Source organism: Paenibacillus jiangxiensis (assembly GCF_046098255.1).
Taxonomy (GTDB): Bacteria; Bacillota; Bacilli; order Paenibacillales; family Paenibacillaceae; genus Paenibacillus; species Paenibacillus jiagnxiensis.
Genome location: NZ_JBJURI010000031.1, coordinates 1 through 18576, shown reverse-complemented (window position 1 = coordinate 18576; position 18576 = coordinate 1). Strand labels below are relative to the sequence as shown.

16 protein-coding genes are annotated in these 18576 nt (G+C 48.9%); 6 read left to right on the top strand and 10 right to left on the bottom strand.

Going from position 1 to position 18576, the window contains the following annotated elements:
* Positions 1–42: 42 nt before the first annotated feature.
* Both ACI1P2_RS24820 and ACI1P2_RS24815 read left to right on the top strand, forming a co-directional pair.
* Positions 43–657: a hypothetical protein gene (locus tag ACI1P2_RS24820; protein WP_355324307.1), complete on the top strand. Its 615-nt coding sequence runs from the start codon at positions 43–45 to the stop codon at positions 655–657.
* Between the two features lie 5 nt (positions 658–662).
* Entirely contained in the window at positions 663–1133 is a 471-nt protein-coding gene (locus ACI1P2_RS24815; RefSeq protein ID WP_355324304.1) for a hypothetical protein, read from the top strand.
* A gap of 134 nt (positions 1134–1267) precedes the next feature.
* Here ACI1P2_RS24815 and ACI1P2_RS24810 read toward each other — a convergent pair whose 3' ends face one another.
* From ACI1P2_RS24810 to ACI1P2_RS24800, 3 genes are all read right to left on the bottom strand, one after another.
* Entirely contained in the window at positions 1268–2947 is a 1680-nt protein-coding gene (locus ACI1P2_RS24810; protein ID WP_408976338.1) for an AMP-binding protein, read from the bottom strand.
* A 100-nt stretch (positions 2948–3047) separates the two neighbouring features.
* On the bottom strand, positions 3048–4394 hold the full coding sequence (locus ACI1P2_RS24805; protein WP_355324298.1) for a phenylacetate--CoA ligase family protein: 1347 nt from the start codon (positions 4392–4394) through the stop codon (positions 3048–3050).
* Between the two features lie 107 nt (positions 4395–4501).
* On the bottom strand, positions 4502–5857 hold the full coding sequence (locus ACI1P2_RS24800) for a nucleotide sugar dehydrogenase (protein ID WP_355324295.1): 1356 nt from the start codon (positions 5855–5857) through the stop codon (positions 4502–4504).
* A 356-nt stretch (positions 5858–6213) separates the two neighbouring features.
* On the opposite strand from ACI1P2_RS24800, the gene ACI1P2_RS24795 reads away from it, so the two are divergent.
* Positions 6214–6807, top strand: coding sequence for a polysaccharide deacetylase family protein (locus ACI1P2_RS24795; protein ID WP_355324292.1), 594 nt, complete (start codon positions 6214–6216; stop codon positions 6805–6807).
* 19 nt (positions 6808–6826) lie between these two features.
* Positions 6827–8128, top strand: a complete 1302-nt coding sequence (locus ACI1P2_RS24790; protein ID WP_355324289.1) for a DUF6395 domain-containing protein — start codon at positions 6827–6829, stop codon at positions 8126–8128.
* Here the strand turns inward: ACI1P2_RS24790 and ACI1P2_RS24785 are convergent.
* Positions 8112–9197 (bottom strand): glycosyltransferase, encoded by a 1086-nt coding sequence (locus ACI1P2_RS24785; RefSeq protein WP_355324286.1) that lies wholly within the window; start codon positions 9195–9197, stop codon positions 8112–8114. The genes ACI1P2_RS24790 and ACI1P2_RS24785 overlap by 17 nt on opposite strands.
* 213 nt (positions 9198–9410) lie before the next feature.
* On the opposite strand from ACI1P2_RS24785, the gene ACI1P2_RS24780 reads away from it, so the two are divergent.
* On the top strand, positions 9411–10529 hold the full coding sequence (locus ACI1P2_RS24780; RefSeq protein ID WP_355324283.1) for a mandelate racemase/muconate lactonizing enzyme family protein: 1119 nt from the start codon (positions 9411–9413) through the stop codon (positions 10527–10529).
* Between the two features lie 67 nt (positions 10530–10596).
* Here the strand turns inward: ACI1P2_RS24780 and cysI are convergent, their stop codons facing one another.
* Both cysI and ACI1P2_RS24770 read right to left on the bottom strand, forming a co-directional pair.
* Complete coding sequence (gene cysI, locus ACI1P2_RS24775) at positions 10597–12324, bottom strand: assimilatory sulfite reductase (NADPH) hemoprotein subunit (RefSeq protein ID WP_355324280.1); 1728 nt, start codon at positions 12322–12324, stop codon at positions 10597–10599.
* A 293-nt stretch (positions 12325–12617) separates the two neighbouring features.
* On the bottom strand, positions 12618–14438 hold the full coding sequence (locus ACI1P2_RS24770; protein WP_355324276.1) for an assimilatory sulfite reductase (NADPH) flavoprotein subunit: 1821 nt from the start codon (positions 14436–14438) through the stop codon (positions 12618–12620).
* Between the two features lie 308 nt (positions 14439–14746).
* On the opposite strand from ACI1P2_RS24770, the gene ACI1P2_RS24765 reads away from it, so the two are divergent.
* On the top strand, positions 14747–15670 hold the full coding sequence (locus tag ACI1P2_RS24765) for a DNA-3-methyladenine glycosylase family protein (RefSeq protein WP_355324273.1): 924 nt from the start codon (positions 14747–14749) through the stop codon (positions 15668–15670).
* Here ACI1P2_RS24765 and ACI1P2_RS24760 read toward each other — a convergent pair.
* From ACI1P2_RS24760 to ACI1P2_RS24745, 4 genes are all read right to left on the bottom strand, one after another.
* The gene (locus ACI1P2_RS24760; protein ID WP_355324270.1) at positions 15667–16788 is read right to left on the bottom strand and encodes a 5-methyltetrahydropteroyltriglutamate--homocysteine S-methyltransferase; all 1122 of its coding nucleotides are present in this window, start codon (positions 16786–16788) and stop codon (positions 15667–15669) included. The genes ACI1P2_RS24765 and ACI1P2_RS24760 overlap by 4 nt on opposite strands.
* A gap of 15 nt (positions 16789–16803) precedes the next feature.
* Positions 16804–17736 (bottom strand): LysR family transcriptional regulator, encoded by a 933-nt coding sequence (locus ACI1P2_RS24755; RefSeq protein WP_355324267.1) that lies wholly within the window; start codon positions 17734–17736, stop codon positions 16804–16806.
* A 107-nt stretch (positions 17737–17843) separates the two neighbouring features.
* A complete protein-coding gene (locus tag ACI1P2_RS24750; RefSeq protein ID WP_355324264.1) occupies positions 17844–18155 on the bottom strand; it encodes a YqeB family protein in 312 nt (103 codons plus the stop codon).
* Positions 18115–18315, bottom strand: a complete 201-nt coding sequence (locus ACI1P2_RS24745) for a hypothetical protein (protein WP_355324261.1) — start codon at positions 18313–18315, stop codon at positions 18115–18117. The genes ACI1P2_RS24750 and ACI1P2_RS24745 overlap by 41 nt, the downstream gene beginning before the upstream one ends.
* Between the last annotated feature and the right edge of the window lie 261 nt (positions 18316–18576).

The following is an 18576-nucleotide window of genomic DNA, read 5'->3' as shown; positions in this document are numbered from 1 at the left end:
TGATCAGTCGCAAAGACCAATACGAAAAAGGAAGGTGCACCTATGATCAATGAACAATCGGCACAAGAGCAAAACGAGCCGCACTCATTCGAGCAGCGATTCGCCAAGGCGGTCGAACTGCATAATGAAGCTGTCAGAGGCAATACGGACGCTGTATGGAAAGCACACCATGAATTTGAAAGCTTGCGCACGGATCATCCGGGCCATCCGCTTGCCGATGCATTCCACGGCAGCGTGATGTCATTGATTGCCCGGGATGAATCCAATCCGTTGACACGTTTTCAATGGGCGAATCGCAGCTTGAAGCTATTAGATGAGTCGGTGGCTTCCGCTCCAACGGAAAGCAGAATCCGCAAACTGCGCGGCAACATCGCATTTCGACTGCCGGAGGAAATTTTCCACCGGACGGAGACGGTGATCGAGGATTATCTCTTCCTCATCAACGAAGAACTGTGTAACCCAGGCAGCCTCTCACTAGAAACATATAATAAACTGATCTATGAGCTCGGTGAGGCATACCACCGGGTCGATCGTCTGCAGGAGGCCAAAATGTGCTGGAGCAAGCTGCTAAAACAGACAGAGGATCCGGAGTACCACCGTCTGGTAGAGCAAAAACTGCAAATTGGAATGGATGAAAAAGAGAGCAGCGGGAGGTGAAGCAAATGACAAATATAAAGCGCGATTTTTCTGTTTTCGCGAATCAATTATTGAATGAGTTCACTAACTTAACCGACAAATTCGCGGATGCTGTTAAAGAAGGTGCCGATCAATCCAGTGGCAAAATCATGAAGGCGGTAAATGAGTTCGCTGAACCGTCTTCTGTGCTTGTCGAAAAATTGATGACTGCCGTTAAAGAAGGCGAAAATAATAAGATCCTGGAGTCAGTCGATGAATTTATTCAGCCTTCCTCTGTATTAATTCATAAAGTTTCAGATTCCGTCAAAGAAGGCGCCGTCTTTGTCGGTGAAAAAATGATAACTGCACTGGAAGACTCCGTTAAGCCGGACCCGATTGATGCAAAAAAATTAAGGGAAGCCGTTAAAGACGGCACAAGTATGGCCAACGAAAAAATGATGAACGTCGTAGAGGATATCACTCAGATGATCAAAACATTCAAAGTTAGAAAAAGCTAAAACACGGAAAGGCCAGAATCGCCGAATCGGACCTTATTCTTCTCATAACATGGAACTAGGGATATTATTGTTCGCAAAGAAACCTGCGCAGTTCATTCGCGCAGGTTTTCGCTTTCCTTTTAATTTGGCTTATATTAATTTCCCCCGCCGAGCTGCTGCACTAATTCAGTAGCCCTTTCATGCCGCGGTTCACGAACCAACGCTTCCTTTAGTGCCTCGCCCGCCTTGCCCGCATCCTCCATTTTGATATAACACTCAGCAAGGGACACCCATATGTCAGCTTCATCCATTCCATGTTCTATACAATAGCGAAATTCCATGGCCGCCGCCGCCGGGTCTCCTCCAAGCGTATCCGGTGTATTCAGCAGTCTTGTTCCGTTAACTCTTCGTGCGAAAGGAAGCGCTGAATCGAGTTCAAGAGCCGCCTTGATTTCGTTTTCCAAAAAAGGCAGAAGCTTTATTTTCTCTATGATATGGGCTTCCTCAATTAAAAGACCGTATGCCCCTGCGAGGAAAGCATGTGCTTCCGCAGAGTCAGGCTTTAATGCAACTGCCTTCTCGAATAATTCACGTGCTTCATTCGGCTTGCGGTCCGTTAATTTTCGGCGTCCTTGGTGTAGAAGATCCTGAAAGGGGGCATTGGGTGCTGCATCGGAATCGCTGGATTCGAGCCTTTGGATATATACCGGCTTCTTTGAAATGTCGTTACGCACAAGTTCGTCACGGTTCAATAAAGTGCCCGGCTCGGAAATCTCCACAGTTACAGGCACACCCAACAGTTCGAATAAATGGGCCTGAATGCTCCGGTTCTCCCACTTGGAAAATTGATGTGAATCCAAAATAAAATGAAGACCGTTTACTTGTTGAACCGCTTTCCAGGCATCCGGCACGGGTGACAATGAATATACAGCATCCTGAATATCCTTGCTGTCCAACGTTACCCCGCCAATGCGAATCCGCTCTTTGCGCCGGCCGAAGTGAACCAGTTTCCCTCCGCTTCGGCCGCAGGAGCAATCGCTGGGTTCGATGGAGACAATGTCCTCATTAAAGTAACGCAGCAGCGGGGAGGCTTGATGGGACAGCGTCGTCACCGCTGCAAATCCTCTCTCTCCCGGGGCAATGGGTGCGGAGCCCTCTTCGTTCAACACCTCAACGAGAAAATCTTCCTCAACGACGTGCATGACACCCTGCTCACACATGGCTGCGATATTGCCGGTTTCGGTGGAACCATACAGATTGTATACAGGGACTCCCCACAGCCCTGCGATATGTTCCCGGCGGGTTTCGCTCATCAATTCCCCGGCAGTGCATATCGCCCGCAGGGAAGGAAAATCCGTTTTCGTGTCCGATCCGAGCAGACGTGCCGTCTCGGCGAGCAGCTCCATCTCCCTGGGAAGTCCCGTGATAACAGTAACGCCCAGGCGCTTCATAAGCTCCAGCACTCTGGGGTAAGGCGTGACCGGAGTGCGGCTGCTGGCAGGCACGATAAGTGAGCCGGCTTGCCTTGCTGCATGCTGCACCAAAAAAGCGGGAAGCGACATCGCATAAGGAAACCGAACCAGCACGACATCCTCCGGTTTTAAACCAACACCACACGCCCGAATCTGTTTCCCTCCGGTCTCCAAATCTTCCTTGGTAAACCATGATGCCGAAGGCTCTCCCGTCGTCCCGAATGATTCATGATATTGCGCCGCTTCCTTCATATCAACAGCCAGATAGCTGAAAGCGCCGCCCTTTCGAAGCTCCTCTTTCGTGGTTAGCGGCAGAGTAAGGATCTGTTCCAACCCGACATTGTCTGAGTGATATGCTGCCAATTTATCTCTATAAAGAGATGTTTTCTTTATACTTCTCAGCAGATTTCGAAATTTGTGCTCCCTGTTCATATGGGTATTGGACATTGAGAAAACTCCCCCCTCAACGAATGAAAATTCTCGTTGCTTTGCCGAATGTGCGGGGCAGCGAGCGTTTAATTTCAACATTGCAGGGAATACCCAGGTTATCCAACATATGTTTCTGAACTTTTTCCGCCAATTGTTCATCGCTTAATGTTGTGCGGTACGGTTCAACCTCGATGGTTAAATTCCCTTTATCGACAATGAAATGGTACCATAAGCTAATGTCTGGAATTTCCATCAGGAAATGCTCCAATAAAAACGGCGAATAATCGTTACCGTTCAAATGCAGCATACTTTCCATTCTGCCTCTAAGATGCAAAATGTCCATCGTAATTCCGCAATCGCACTGGGATTTTTGCAAATAGCCGATATCACCGCTGCGGTAGCGAACCATCGGCATTCCGTCCCTCAGCAGTGTCGTAACGACGATTTCACCGGTTTGATTGTAATCAAGCGGTTTCCCGGATACAGGGTCGACAATTTCCACTTTAACATGGCCTTCCATGACGTGATAACCTTTGTGCTCCTTGCATTCAACTGCAATTCCGCCGCATTCTGTCGATCCGTAAAAGAACGATACCTCACATCCCCACGCTTTTTCCAACCGGCTGCGGAACGTATTGGAGCACCCTTCTCCCGTAAGCAGTATGCGCCGCAAACGAATGTCTTCGCCCAGCCTTATTCCAAAACGCTCGCTTTCTTCCATTAAAAGTGCCGCATATGATGGGGTGGTAACAAGCACGCTCGCTTGATACTCCTTCATTAACTCCAATGATTTGTCGACAGGCGCCATGTATCCGCCTTTGCCAAGGGAAAGAACCGTCGTCCCGAAAGAAAACTGGAACAATCGCTGGAACCCCAGCCCCGGCAGTGCGAACTCATATGGAAGCGCAACGGCGCCCACGTCGTTTGGCGTTTCCGGAAACAAAATCGGATATTTGGGCAATAAATCGTAAATATACTGGTCTGCTAAGGTGTATGAAGTGTAAATCGGTTTTCCCGTCGTTCCGCTTGTAAGGTGGACCTGGCCGATCTCTTTAGGATCAACGCACAGAAGCTTTGTTTTGTCCCCGCGAATGACGTCTTTTTGCAGCATAGGTACAGAAGATAATTGCTCGAGACGATCAATTGCCGGCTGCTTAAACCCGGCTTCCTCCAGCTTTTCTCTATAAAACTCATTGTTTTTCCAGACATGTTCAAGCGTTAAATTAATGGCTTTCAGCTGATATTCATCACGCTGCTGACGAGACAGATTTTCGATCGTTTTGTCTTCGCTGTCCAATTGACTGAAGAATGTTCTTATCGGTTCCAAATGCGATGAATGCTGGTCGATGGACACGGTCATCTTATGAGACTGGGATCTCATGTGCAAACCTCCTCTTTTATTCTCCTAACACTCCGTTTATGATAAGTAATCAAAAAAAAGGCCACAATCGACATATGTCCAAATAGAAGAAGGAGACGATAAATTGATTAAACTGCCGAGTTTTCGGACACATATTTATGAAGAGCCCTGCCCGGGCCTCCCCCTCCAAATCGAACCACGTTGGCCTTGCCCGACAAATCTTTCGTTACGTTTCGTGTATCATAGACAAATTTTGATTTTTCCAATATGTGTTCAATTGGAATTTGAGAATGGTCTGTAGCAATGAGAACACAGTCTGTTTTTTCGAAAATGTCGTCCGTGAATGGCTCGCTGCTGTATTTGAGGCCGTCAAGTGAAAATTCAGGGATGTAGGGATCGTGGTAATGGATCGATGCACCCCAGTTTAGTAACACGCGAATGAGGGACAGAGCAGGGGATTCTCTGATATCAGAGGTGTCTTTTTTATAGGTGACTCCATAAATCAGGATGTTTACATCTTTGAGATCTGCCTCGCACGATAAATGCTCCTTAATTTGATCCGCAATATAATTTGAAATCTGCTCATTCATGATGTGAGCGAGTGTGATGAATCGGCTCTGAAAACCGCTTTGTTTGGCTTTCCACTGCAAATATAAAGGATCAACCGGTATACAATGCCCCCCTATTCCCGGACCCGGATAAAAAGCTTGAAAGCCGTAAGGCTTCGTGCTGGATGCGTTAATGACCTCCCATGCATCAATTTGCAGCTCGTCGCATAGTTGCGCGAATTCATTCATAAACGAAATGTTAATAAGCCGATACGTGTTTTCGAGCAATTTGGAAAGCTCCGCAACCTCAAGTGATGAAACCTTGAAGACTTGATCAAAAACTTTACTGTAGAACCGAAACACATGATCCGCACACTTTTCAGTAAGCCCGCTTACAACTTTTGGAATTTGCGCCAAACTAAAATCCTTATTGCCGGGATCAATACGCTCGGGCGAATAGGCCAAGTGAACATCTCGGCCGATTTGCAGCCCGCTGGTTTTGAGAAGCGGCATCAGTATATCTCTGGTTGTCCCAGGAAAGCTTGAGCTCTCCAGGATGATTAGCTGCCCTTTTTGTATGCGGGGAGACAGCGCTCTACCAACACTCTCCAAATAGGAAAGCTCCGGATTTTGATCCTCGCCTAACGGTGTAGGTACAGCAATAATGATGATGTCAGCATCTTTCACTCTGTCGTAATCAGTGGTAACCGTTAACTGGCCTGCAGATACCAATTCTTTTACCTCTTTACCGTCAATATCCGGACTGAGACTTTTCCCTTCGTTAAGGTTGTTGATCTTTGTAATATCGATATCGATTCCAATTACTTTAAAGCCCTTATGCACAAGAAGCATCGCTAATGGCAACCCTACAAAACCTAGCCCAATGATCGCGATTTGTTCGTTTGAATGATCAGGGTACATATTGCTTAGGCTCATGGCTATCCCCCTTTACCACATCGTATTTTACAAGCTATGGGGATTTGTATATTTTGGTATGGGCCACATCTTGGGCAGCGGTTGATTTTATTGGCGGTCTGGTGCACTTCCCACACTTCGGCTGAAGAAAAGCATATATTTAAGCACAGAAGGGAGGTTGAACAGTGTCCCGATCTGAGAGGAAAAACAAAGTTTACTATAGAGGTTGTGCAGTTGTACTTACGTATCATGAACTCGATCCAGACGTCCATTTCAATTCACCATATTGTCTAACCCCAAGTCTGTTTGGCAATCATTTGGATACATTGATAGAAAACGGTTTCAACATTATAAATATGGAAAGCTTCCTGAAGTTCATGAAGACAGGAGAGCACATTCCTCCGAATGCTGTAGTCATCACCTTTGATGACGGTGAAAAAAGCTTCTACACTTATGCGTATCCTCTACTTAAACAAAGATCTATTACAGCCACCAACTTCATCATAGGCAAGAAAATCGATGCCGGCCGCGGACTCAGCTGGGACCAAATGCGCGAAATGAAGCAAAATGGATTCAGCTTCTATAGCCACACTTACGATCTTCACCGCAATACCAATTACGGAGAGAACAAACGTCTTCTTACACATCCTCTATTTCTGGAGAAAGAGAACCGGCTGGAATCCGAGCTGGAATATGAACGTCGAGTTCAGAATGATCTTTCATTCATGAATTACAGGATAGACAAAGAGCTTGGCGAAAAGACGAAATTACTGAGCTTTCCCTTCGGGGCTTATAATAACAAGGTCATAGAGATTGGCCAAAGCATGGGGGTTGAATTATTTTTCACGGTTCGCAGAGGGCTGAATCCTTCAAAACAAATCCTTGTTAAACGCATTAACGCAGGCGAAGGTGATTTGTCCGCTGAACAACTCATAAGATTAATTCTGAATTATGTCGACGGAAATGAATAACCTTCAGTGGGGGTTTATCATGCAAATCGAATATCGTTGTACGAAGGGACTGCTGGAATATCACTTTCATTTAGGACATGACGACCTATCCAAATCCGGCATCAAAATGGGAGAAGCCTCGTGTGAAATCCATATGCCTCCTGATTGGGACATTGACAAGGTCCACCCCGATGTCATCGCACTGGCTTCCATATTGATCATCTATCCATTTGCCGGATCCCGTATCGAATTGCCTCATGGGGTAAGCCAGTCATTTCATGACTTGTTCAAACGAACTACAAAAAAAGAAATTCTACCTGTAGATCCAAACTTAACTCCAAGAAAAGCTCCACACCATTCCGTCCCGGCTTTAGCCTTTAGCGGTGGAATCGATTCTACTGCTGCGTTATTGCTGCTGCCTGGTGATTCGTGCGTTATTTTCCTGGAAAGGATCACCCCGTTACATCAAAAAACAATATATAACAAGGAAGCAGCTTTGTTGGCCTGCAATACGCTGCATAAAGAAGGACGAAATGTATATATCATTAAATCAAATCTTGAGTATGTACGAGAACCCGTTGGCTTTCCAGTGGATATAGCAAACGCGGTCCCGGGCCTGTTGTTATCGGATTATGTCGGGCTTGACAGTGTCGCCTGGGGTACCGTGATGGACTCAACTTATCAGGTTAGTCATCTTAAATTCGCCGACTATAGCCAAAGACTTCACTTTATTCGATGGGGGAAGCTTTTTGAACTCGTAGGCATGCCTTTTAACCAGGTAACCGGGGGAATCTGTGAAGTAGGTACGTCGATCATTGTGAAAAACTCATCCTATCGTACAATTGCCCGCTCCTGCATGCGTGGAACTGCAAAGATGCCATGTGGTACATGCTGGAAATGCTTCAGAAAAGGTTTGCTGGATCGTGTTCTGGATGGGTCAACACCAAGTCATACCGAATTTGATCGATTCTTCAGTCTTCCTCACATCAAGAGGACATTGAATATGTTTCCTATCCATTCGGAGAATATCATCACTTATATTACCGCCCATTATGACGGGGATCATCCGATTATGAATAAATTGAAGAAGAGAACAAGAGGCGATACGCTTCCTGTGAAATGGATGGAAAAATGGTATCAGCCTTCTATTCGCCTGCTGCCTGAAAAGTATCGTCGCTCCGTTGAAAAGCAAATCACGAAACGCCTGGATGTGATGAATTCCGAAGATGAGCGGCAGGCGGAGAGCTGGGATTTGGAGACCTATCGTGCTACGGATGAATTCCAACAATATTCAGCCGAGTTAAGGATGGCTTTGGATAGCCATCTCATGCGTCCTTTGTAATATAAGTAAGCAATAACTGCGCCATTTCATCAGCGCCATTTTTGGGCACAAGGCGAGCGGCGGATTCTCTCATTTCTTGATTTATCTTTGAGTCAAGACCCTTTTTCAAAGCATGAGCAAGCTCCTCTGAGCCCGGGTTTATTAAACATATTCCCGAACCGGATTTTTCTGCGCGGGTTGCTCTTTCCACCTGATCATCCCGGCTGGTATTTTCATTGGGAATAAAAATCGTCGGCACACTAAAATGCATTAATTCATGAAAGGTATTATATCCTGCAGCGGAAATGGCTAAATCAAAGGCGTTAAAGTAGAGCGAATTAGGATAATCGCGCAGAATCATTACTTTGTCGTTATCAAAAAACAGCCTCTTTCCAATCATCGACTCCCCGAGTACGATTCTCACATCTTGTCTTTTCTCTACAACGGATATTATGGTGGCTATTACCGAATGGATATCGTTTATATTGCCCGCACCCAGCTGGATATAGACCAGTTTATCGTTTGGGTGTAGCCGCCATTCTTTTCGTACGGTTTCCCTTGGCAGCAGTTCGGATTTGTCCAAGTATATTACAGGTTCACAGTAGCTTACATGTTCTGATTCCTTTCTAAATTCAACTCCCGCTTCACCCGGAACGATGATCTTATCGAACAGACTGCCTTCATTTCGGGTTTGTCCGTTCGGCCTCTTCTTATTTTGTTCCCTTCTGATCCATATGGTTTGCATGGATTCATGTTCATGGAAAGTTGAAACAATTCCGTCATATGGAGTTGCACCATCAAAAACCAGTATATTGGGTTTATGTAATTGCAATATCGTAGATAGTAGTTTGTTTAATAATTCGTTCCACGATTTGACTGTAAAATCCTGTGAAAACGAGCTCCTGGCAGGCTGATAATATCCTAAAAAACCTTCTCTCATAATAAGGTGCATGGCTGGACTCGTACTTAGAAAGATGATTTCCAACTCCTCGTTAAGCTTCTTGATCCTCCTTGCCAAGCCAAGAAGGCGGGTTAAATGCCCCAAACCACTCCCGTTTGTCGGAACAAAAAGTATTCTGCCCTCACTCATTAATAATCCCCCGTTCATCCGATCTCCGCATTTGTTTTCAATATTGGCTGAAAAGCCTCTTCTTGTGTATGTAGGCTGATGTCTATTCGTGCCTGTTTACATCATTACAGACTTTATTTTCCCGGGCACCTGATATTTCCTTGTCATTAGGGAATAATGGAACAGTTCTCCTTTGGCGAACAACCCAATTCATGAAAATTTCAGGTGACCTACATGATCATTACAGCGGTTGAAACCTATCCCCTATATTACAGAGTGCCCGTTCCCTATGGGGATGCCAACGGCTATAAACGCTACCGCTCCCTCTTTCTGATTCGTATTCAGACCGCATATGGCCTGTCCGGCTGGGGTGAATGCTCGGATTGGCTGCCTACGCTTCACATCGGCTTCCGGGACCGCATCATTCCGTTTCTGCTCGGCCGAACCGTATTGGACAGAAGCTTGATCGAGAAAACAGTGGCCAAGTGGCATCGTAGAGCGGCTGCAGCCGTCAGCATGGCACTTGCCGATCTGGCCGCCAAGGCAGCGGACATTTCCCTGTGTGAATATTGGGGCGGCAGGCAGCGGGCGGAGATTCCGCTCTATGCCTCTTTTCAATCCTATCGTGAAGCACTCGATTGGCAGGATAGCTCACTGCGTGATGTGGAGAAAAAAGTGATCGCAGGCTTTAACCTCATCAAAGTCAAAATTGGCGGAAGATCCACAGCCGAGGACCAGCAGCATGTACGCATGATTCAGGATTATTTCGGACCGAATATCCGGATCGCTCTCGATGCGAACCAAAGCTATCTGCCCCCCGCCGTGCTGGAGTGGAAAAAAATGATGGATTCTTACGCCAACTGGATGTGGCTTGAAGAGCCTGTATCCCTGAATCAAACAGAAGATTATGTCCGTCTCAAAAACACGCTGGCTGCACCTCTGTCCGGCGGTGAAAACATACGGGAGACGAGCGGTTATCTCCCTTGGCTCACTAACAGAGCGCTCGATTACCTTCACCCTGATCCGGCTCAACTCGGCAGTATTGAGGCCTACCGGAATACACTTCAGCTTGCCCGTGTATTCGGCATGGCGGTGTCTCCCCATTGTTTTGACGGGCCGTTATCGAGAATCTTTGCCGTCATGGCTCAAGCATGCCTGCCTCCCTGCGGCAAAGCCGACTTCGGGCCCATTGAGCCTGTCGAATGGGACGCCATGGACAATCCGCTGAATGACATATTCGTGTTACAACGCAGAGGCGGCATGTGCCACGTGCCGGAAAAGCCGGGCATCGGCGTCGAGCCGGATATGGACAGAATCCGCTTCTACACCTGGGACGGGGCCGTTTATTCTTGAAAAGCAGGATGAAAAAAAGGATATCCATCGCCTGCATCAGCGTGGATATCCTTCTTCATTCATGCTCTCAGGACACGTGGAACTGGCGCCCGTCAAGCACCTCCTCTACATAACCGGCCCGGATCACAAAGTCGCCAAAATGCTCGCCCTCCTGGCGTTCCTTGGCATAACGGCTAATGATCGGCCGCAGCTCTTCGAGAATCTCAGCCTCTCCGATGTTCTCCTTATACAGCTTGTTCAAGCGGTTGCCTGTAAACCCGCCGCCCAGGTACATATTGTACTTGCCTGGCGCTTTCCCGATAAAGGCAAGCTCGGCCAGCGCAGGACGGGCGCAACCGTTCGGGCAGCCTGTCATGCGGATCACAATATCCTCATCCCGCAAACCGGCCTCTTCCAGTATTGGCTCGATTTTAGACAGCAGCGTCGGCAAATACCGTTCGGATTCGGCCATCGCCAGGCCGCAGGTCGGCAGAGCGACACAAGCCATGGAATTTCTGCGCAGAGCGGAATAATGAATGCCGTCCGTGAGCCCGTATTCACTGATCAACTTCTCGATTTTTTTCTTCTTTTTCGGGCCGATGCTGCCGATAATCAGGCTCTGGTTTGGTGTGAGCCGGAAATCGCCGGTGTGGGTCTTGGCAATCTCGCGCAGCCCCGTCATCAGCATGTAGCCCTCTTCGTCCTTGATTCTGCCGTTCTGGATGAACAACGTAAAATGCCATTTTCCGTCGCTGCCCTTCACCCAGCCATACCGGTCTCCATTGCTGTCAAAATGGTATGGGCGTGCCTCCGCTAGACTCCAGCCCAGACGGCTGCTCAATTCCTGTACGAACCAGTCAAGACCACGGTCGTCAATCGTATACTTAAACCGGGCGTGCTTGCGTACCGCCCGATCCCCAAAGTCCCTTTGAATGGTTACCGTTTTCTCAGCGACCTCAATCATCTGCTCCGGTGTGCAGAACCCGATTGCCTTGGACACCTGCGGATACGTTTTCGGATCGCCGTGCGACATACCCATACCGCCGCCTACGGTAACATTAAAGCCCTGCAGCTTGCCGTCCTCCACGATAGCGATGAAGCCCAAATCCTGCGAAAACACATCCACGTCATTGGTTGGGGGCACCGCAATGCCAATCTTGAATTTGCGCGGCAGGTACACCGCACCGTAAATCGGTTCCTGTTCTTCCCCCTGATCCCTGCTGTCCGCGACCTTCTCCCCGTCCAGCCAGATCTCATGGTACGCTCTGGTGCGTGGATCAAGATGTTGGCTCACCTTGCACGCCCACTCGTACACCTCACCATGAATATCGGATTGGAGAGGATTCGGGCTAGCCATGACGTTCCGGTTCACGTCACCGCAGGCCGCAAGCGTACTAAGCAGCGCATCATTGACTTCGCGGATTGTATTTTTCAGATTCCACTTCAATACTCCGTGCAGTTGGAAGGATTGGCGTGTGGTCAGACGGATCGTGCCGTTACCGTATTTATGAGCAATCCGGTCCATCATCAGCCACTGCTCGGGGGTGACCACCCCGCCGGACGCTCGTACGCGCAGCATGAACTGATAAGCAGGCTCCAGCTTCTGCTTGGCCCGCTCGTTCCGCAGATCCCTGTCGTCCTGCATATAGCTGCCGTGATGCTTCATCAGCCGGTTATCATCCTCGGGAATGGATCCGGTAATCGGGTCCTGCAGCGTTTCGGCCAGGCTGCCCCTGAGATAGTTGCTGCGGCGCTTGATATCCTCAACATCGCTGTGAGGCCGGTCATGCGGCGGATAAAATTGATTTTGTGCCATGCTTGCATCTCCTCTCGTAATCATGGGGACTGTCGTCGAATAATACGTGTTCAAAAAGTCAGGTTTTCAGCACCGAAGCCTATGCTTCCGAAGTGCGTTTTTTCAAAACGCTTGAGTTGGATGAAGCTAGGGACTGAGGAGCGGAGCGTACTTGGGGTACGTGAGCACCTGAAATGTTTCCGCAGGAAACATGCTTCGGAAGCATCCGCTTAGGCCCGGCTGAATTCAAGATTCGATGTCGAGCCCGCTTCCTGACTTCCTTCGTGATCAAAAGATGACTTTTTGAACAACTTCTAATATACGTCCCGCTGATAACGTTTTTCCTGTTGCATACGAATCAGATATTCCGAGGCTTGCTCCGAGCTTAGACCGCCCTCTTGCTCCAGGATGGTTCCAAGGGCGGCATGGACATCATGCGCCATCTTCTTCTCATCACCGCAGACATAAATATAGGCGCCTTCCTGCAGCCATTGATAGAGGTCACGGCTCTTTTCAAGCATGCGATGCTGGACGTACACCTTCCGGTCGGTGTCACGGGAGAACGCCACATCCATGCGGGTGAGGATACCTTCCTTGAGCCAGCGCTGCCATTCCACCTGGTACAGAAAGTCCGTGCTGAAGTGCTGATCCCCGTAAAGGAGCCATGTCTTCCCTGCGGCCCCGGTCTCTTCACGTTCCCCGAGAAAAGCTCGGAACGGGGCTACACCCGTGCCCGGTCCGATCATGATCACCGGAGCATCCGGATTTTCCGGCAGCTTGAAGCTTGGATTATGCTGAACATACACCGGCAGCTTGTCGCCAGGCTGAACGCGCTCCGCAAGCTGGACGGAGCATACGCCGTACCGATCCCGTCCTTGCGATTCATAGCGCACTGTCCGCACCGTCAGATGCACTTCTTCCGGGAATGCCTTCGGACTGCTGGCGATCGAATACAGACGGGCAGGTATTTTCCGCAGTATTCCTGTAAATGCTGAAGCAGGAACCCCCTTCAGGCTGTAATCCTGCACCAGATCCAGCAGGTCTCTGCCTTCGATATAACTTCTCAGCTCCTGCTCCTTGCCCGGTTCCAGCAACTTGGAAATTCCGCTGTCAGGAATGAGCTGTGCAGCCTGTTCCAGCAGCGGTTTGGTCAGAACGGTAATTTCATAATGGCGCATCAGCGCATCACGCAAAGTCAGCACGTCGCCGTTCTTCAGCGTGACGGATTCCTCCGGCTTCCAGCCCATCGCGGTGATCAGTTCGTCCACCAAGCGAGGGTGGTTTTCCGGATAAATGCCCAGACTGTCCCCTGGTTCGTACTGCAAATTGGATCCTTCCAGAGACAGCTCGATGTGGCGGGTTTCACGGTCCGAACCGCGGCCGTTCAGATTCAGGTTTTCAAGAACATCTGCATGGAAGGGATTGGTGCGCGAATATTCCGTTTCCACTCCGCTTCCAACAGCCGAGCCTGCGGAAACGGGGGTGACCGCCGATGCGGATGCCTGCCCCAGTTCCTGAACCACTTGGTTCATCCATTCCGCTGCCGGCTCGTCAAAGTCAACATCGCAGTCCACACGCGGCACGATCCGCTTGGCTCCAAGCTCCTCCAGGCGCTTGTCAAAGTCTTTACCTGTCTGGCAAAAGAACTCATAGGAAGTATCACCCAGCGCCAGCACGGAATAACGCAGCTCTTCCAGCTGAGGAGCCCGCTTGCTGTGCAGAAATTCATGGAAGGCAATTGCATTATCCGGCGGTTCGCCTTCGCCGTGGGTGCTGACGATAATCAGCAGATTTTGCAGCTTTTTCAATGTATTGGGCTTAAAATCTCCCATGGAGGTCACTGTTACCTGGAAGCCGCGATCTTCGAGCAGCTTGACCGTCTTTTTCGCCAGCCCGCTGCTGTTGCCCGTCTGGGATCCGAAGAGTACTGTGGCCTCCTTGGATACGCTTACCGCGGCCGGGAGAGATGTCTGGGGAACTGCATCAGCAGATGCCTCCGGAGCCACGGCACTCTGAAGTGCCGTGAGATATCCGCTCAGCCAGATCCGTTGTACCGGTGACAGCGTAGGCAAAACACGATTCAGCAATTCCGCTTGTTCCTGATTAAAAGGGCTATTAGTTACTTGTAATTCCAACGATATCCCACCTCGCAAAAACTGCTGTAATATGAATTCCTAGTATTTTGATCCAAATTATTTTTCGCTCTATTGAACCTATCACAGCAGGCGATGCAGGTCAATTATATTCATTTTATATGTTTTATCAATTCTGCTGATAAAAAGGAAAGGCCCGGGAAAATAAGAGGTCCCCGCCTCTCCCGCGGCGAATTTATTTTGCTTGCTAAGCTCCATATTGCATATTAAGATAGATGTGAACATATGTTCTTATGATTGCGCGAAGCCAATAATGAGGGATTTTGTATAGAAAGGAATGAAGAGAGCTTATGAATACGCCCCTTTGGACGGATCTGCCGGATGGCATTACTGTGCCTGTGCCGGTTGAATTCAGCTTCCAGGAGAACTTGAAATACCTCGCCAGATCGACCAACGAGTGCATGCTGCAGATTCATGACGGCAAAGTCTATAAGGCCATTCAGGCAGGACAAGAAGTCGTGATGGTTGAAATCGGTCCGGATGAGAACGGCGGGTTGCATGTCCGCTTTTTGGAGAAATCAGGCAGCATAAGCAGTCAGCTTCGCGAGGATATTGCAATTTACATACGTGATTGGTTCGATCTGGATAGGGACCTTGCTCCTTTCTACGAGATGGCCCAAGCGGATGCGCTGCTAAGCCAGACGGCCAAATCGTTCTATGGCCTGCGTATTATGGGAATTCCCGATTTGTTCGAAGCCGTCTGCTGGGGCATCATCGGGCAGCAGATCAACCTCGCGTTTGCTTATACTTTGAAAAGGAGGTTCGTTGAAGCCTACGGCAGCTCCGTATTATATGGAGGCGAGCCATATTGGATCTTCCCCTCTCCCCGACGGATTGCGTCTCTCACGGCAGAAGAGCTTAAGGTTCTCGGCTTCACCGCCAGAAAAAGTGAATATCTTATTGACACCGCCCGCCTGATCGCAAGCGGGCAGCTCAACAAGGAGCAGCTCTTGCAAGCAGGCAGCATCAAAGAAGCGGAGCGAATGCTGACCTCCATCCGCGGCATTGGCCCCTGGACGGCCAACTATGTATTGATGAGGTGCCTGCGCTTCCCGTCAGCTTTTCCGATTGATGACGTAGGACTGCATAACTCCGTTAAAGCGCTGCTCGGCTCCGACCGCAAGCCGACCAAGCAGGAGCTGCTGCAGCTCTCCGCCAACTGGGCACCGTGGGAAGCTTATGCCACCTTTTATTTGTGGAGGGTGCTGTACTAGTCAGTCCAGACCTCATTTGCGGTATCAATCACAAGCCGGATTTTATCCCACTGCTCTTCCTCTGACAGCAAGTTGCCTTCCTCAGTCGAGGCAAAGCCGCACTGTGGACTAAGACAGAGCTTATCAATATCTACATATTGAGCAGCTTCGGCAATTCTTTCCTTAAGCTGCTGCTTGCTCTCAAGCCCTCCATGCTTGGTCGTGACCAGCCCGAGGACGACGAATTGATCGCGGATATGGCGCAAAGGCCGAAAATCACCTGCACGCTCATTGTCATACTCCAGGAAGAAAGCATCGACCTTTGCCTGCGAGAACAACTGCTCAGCGATAGGTTCATATCCCCCTGCCGCAAACCAGGTGGATTGATAATTCCCGCGGCAAACATGCAGTGCAATGACCATATCCTGCGGCTTGTCCGCGATGCTTTCATTAATCAGGCGCACATAATCTGCGGCAAGCTGGTCCGGGTCCATGCCAACCGATTGCAGATGCTCCCGGTGCCTTGTGCTGCACAGCGTGCCCCAAGCAGTATCATCCAATTGCAGATAACGGCAGCCCGCATTGTAAAAGGCTTGAATGGCTGACCGGTACACTTGGATGATGTCGCGGTAAAGCTCTTCCTGATCGGCATACACTGCATTTCCGTTATAATACTGGACGAAATGGAACAGCGACGGAGAAGGAATACACATCTTCGCAACTGCCGAAGCTCCTGCCAGGGCATGAAGCTGTTTGAAATGCTCGACCATGGGGTGATGGTCAAAGGCTATTTTATCCACAATCTGAAAGGATTCCGCCCGTGTCCCGGCTTCTGGCCGCCCGGCTCCCTGGTTAAGCGAAATCTTCCGGGTGCCTTGGATCCCGAGAAAGAAATCGAGATGCCACCAGGAACGGCGGAATTCGCCGTCCGTTACGGCCTGCAGTCCAAGCTTCTTTTCCATGCTGACCAGTTTGGCGATTTCCTCATTTTCCACGTTTTGCAGCTTCTGCTCTGTGATTTCTCCTTCTGCGAAACGGCGGCGCGCCTCTTTCAGACTTTCAGGACGGAGAAAGCTGCCGACGATATCATACCGAAACGGCGGTGTATTTCGCTTGCTCCCCGTAATAGATGTTGGCATATAGTTCCTCCTGGGCTAAAGTAAGAAGTGATTGATACTAAAGAAATGTCTGGAAACCAAATCATTCAGCAGATCAATGTAGGCTGCCGCAATTGGACTTGGTTTTCGCTCCTTATGCGTTATCCAGCCGACCGTAAACATTTCGCCACTCTCCACCGGAATGGTGATGATGGAATTTCCGTCCAGCTCCGAGGCCAGAAGGCCTGTGCCGATCGTATATCCGTCCGTGCCTGTCAGCAGATTGGATAAGGTGGCTCTGTCGTTCACTTTGATGCTTTTATCGATACGGGCAGCAACCACCATCTCCTCCGCAAAGTGCAGTGAGTTATTGTCCCCCTGTTCGAAGCTGATAAAAGGATAAGGCGAGATATCCTCAAGCAAAATCGTCTTATTGCCCGCCAAAGGATGGCCTGCACGGATAAATACATGCGGATTTGTATTAAAAAGCGGCGTGAATTTTAAGCTTCCGTCGCTGAAAAGCTTGTTTAACACTTTGGAATTGCGTTCATTGATATACAATATCCCCAAATCACTGCGCAGAGTTTTGACATCGTCCACGATTTCATAGGTTTGCGTTTCGCGTAAATGAAAGCTGTAGTCGCTCAATTCACTCTGCTTCATCAGCCTCACAAACGCATCCACGGCAAATGCATAATGCTGAGTAGACACAGCAAAACGGTTGCTGCTGTGCTGCTTTCCGCTGTAGCGGTTTTCGATGAAGTCAGCCTGTTCAATCATCTGCCTGGCATATCCCAGGAATTCCATCCCCTCGACGGAGAGGCTGATACCGCGGTTGGTCCGCTCGAATATCGTGATCCCCAGCTCGCTCTCCAGCTCTTTGATCGCATTGGAGAGGCTTGGCTGGGATATGAACAGCCTTTTGGCCGCCTCGCTCATGGAGCCGCAGTTTGCAATTTCGATCACATACCGCAGTTGCTGTAGTGTCAATCCGTCCCCCCCCTTCCTGCCGGATGCCATTTTGCTTCCTATATCGCAAGAAAAACTTCCGCTAAACGCGGTCTGGCTCTTTGAATGTACGGCGATAGACGTTTTTCTTATCCATGAATCCGTCTGGCGAATTGACCATTTCTTTTGTCCCAAATAACAACACCTAATTCCGCAAGCTCCTCGCGCAAATTCAGACCTGCAATGACGCCAACCCCTGCAGCAGTCACAGAAACCCAAAAATGATCAAGCGAGGAAATAAAACGTACCCATTGTTCCATAGGGATAATCGGCAGCTTTAACACCCAATCAGCAATAACAGGCAAATACCATCCGATAACAGCTCCCAGTATAGTACAAATTGCAATGATAAGCGATTTTTCAAAAGTATTTATCCCTAATATCGTCCTGTTTTCTCCCATAATTCTCCCAGCCAGTGTTGTTCAGACGATATGTGGCCTGATAATCCAGGCTTGACTCAATAAAGGCGGCTAATTTTTCCGAAGGAGTCAGCTTCAGCCAGACTTTTTCGCCTATGTAGGACCATTCCAGTTGGGTCAAATACATCAGCGTATTGTTCATCAAGTCCTCTTTGCCGGTGAAATGATAAGAAATCAGCGCAGTGGAGAAGAGATAAGCAATTCCGGAAAAATTGGGGTCAAAACCGAAAGCGGTGCTTGACCGTGGGACAGGTGGGACAGCGCAAAAAAGCGCGAACAAAATCTAACGGGTGTGAGTGACGCTATTTGAGCAAAAACAAGAGTCTAGACGGTGTAAAATTGTTTGTGTACCAATATTTGTGATCTAGTCGGATCATAAAAAAGTAGGGTATTCTCGGGATTG

What these genes read in the sequence shown, in the direction of transcription:
- ACI1P2_RS24760 (WP_355324270.1), bottom strand. Translation starts at nt 16,788, where the DNA reads ATGCCAACATCTATTACGGGGAGCAAGCGAAATACACCGCCGTTTCGG.
- ACI1P2_RS24765 (WP_355324273.1), top strand. Translation starts at nt 14,747, where the DNA reads ATGAATACGCCCCTTTGGACGGATCTGCCGGATGGCATTACTGTGCCT.
- ACI1P2_RS24745 (WP_355324261.1), bottom strand. Translation starts at nt 18,315, where the DNA reads ATGAACAATACGCTGATGTATTTGACCCAACTGGAATGGTCCTACATA.
- ACI1P2_RS24795 (WP_355324292.1), top strand. Translation starts at nt 6,214, where the DNA reads ATGAAGACAGGAGAGCACATTCCTCCGAATGCTGTAGTCATCACCTTT.
- ACI1P2_RS24805 (WP_355324298.1), bottom strand. Translation starts at nt 4,394, where the DNA reads ATGAGATCCCAGTCTCATAAGATGACCGTGTCCATCGACCAGCATTCA.
- ACI1P2_RS24800 (WP_355324295.1), bottom strand. Translation starts at nt 5,857, where the DNA reads ATGAGCCTAAGCAATATGTACCCTGATCATTCAAACGAACAAATCGCG.
- ACI1P2_RS24750 (WP_355324264.1), bottom strand. Translation starts at nt 18,155, where the DNA reads ATGGGAGAAAACAGGACGATATTAGGGATAAATACTTTTGAAAAATCG.
- ACI1P2_RS24820 (WP_355324307.1), top strand. Translation starts at nt 43, where the DNA reads ATGATCAATGAACAATCGGCACAAGAGCAAAACGAGCCGCACTCATTC.
- ACI1P2_RS24790 (WP_355324289.1), top strand. Translation starts at nt 6,827, where the DNA reads ATGCAAATCGAATATCGTTGTACGAAGGGACTGCTGGAATATCACTTT.
- cysI (WP_355324280.1), bottom strand. Translation starts at nt 12,324, where the DNA reads ATGGCACAAAATCAATTTTATCCGCCGCATGACCGGCCTCACAGCGAT.
- ACI1P2_RS24780 (WP_355324283.1), top strand. Translation starts at nt 9,411, where the DNA reads ATGATCATTACAGCGGTTGAAACCTATCCCCTATATTACAGAGTGCCC.
- ACI1P2_RS24785 (WP_355324286.1), bottom strand. Translation starts at nt 9,197, where the DNA reads ATGAGTGAGGGCAGAATACTTTTTGTTCCGACAAACGGGAGTGGTTTG.
- ACI1P2_RS24815 (WP_355324304.1), top strand. Translation starts at nt 663, where the DNA reads ATGACAAATATAAAGCGCGATTTTTCTGTTTTCGCGAATCAATTATTG.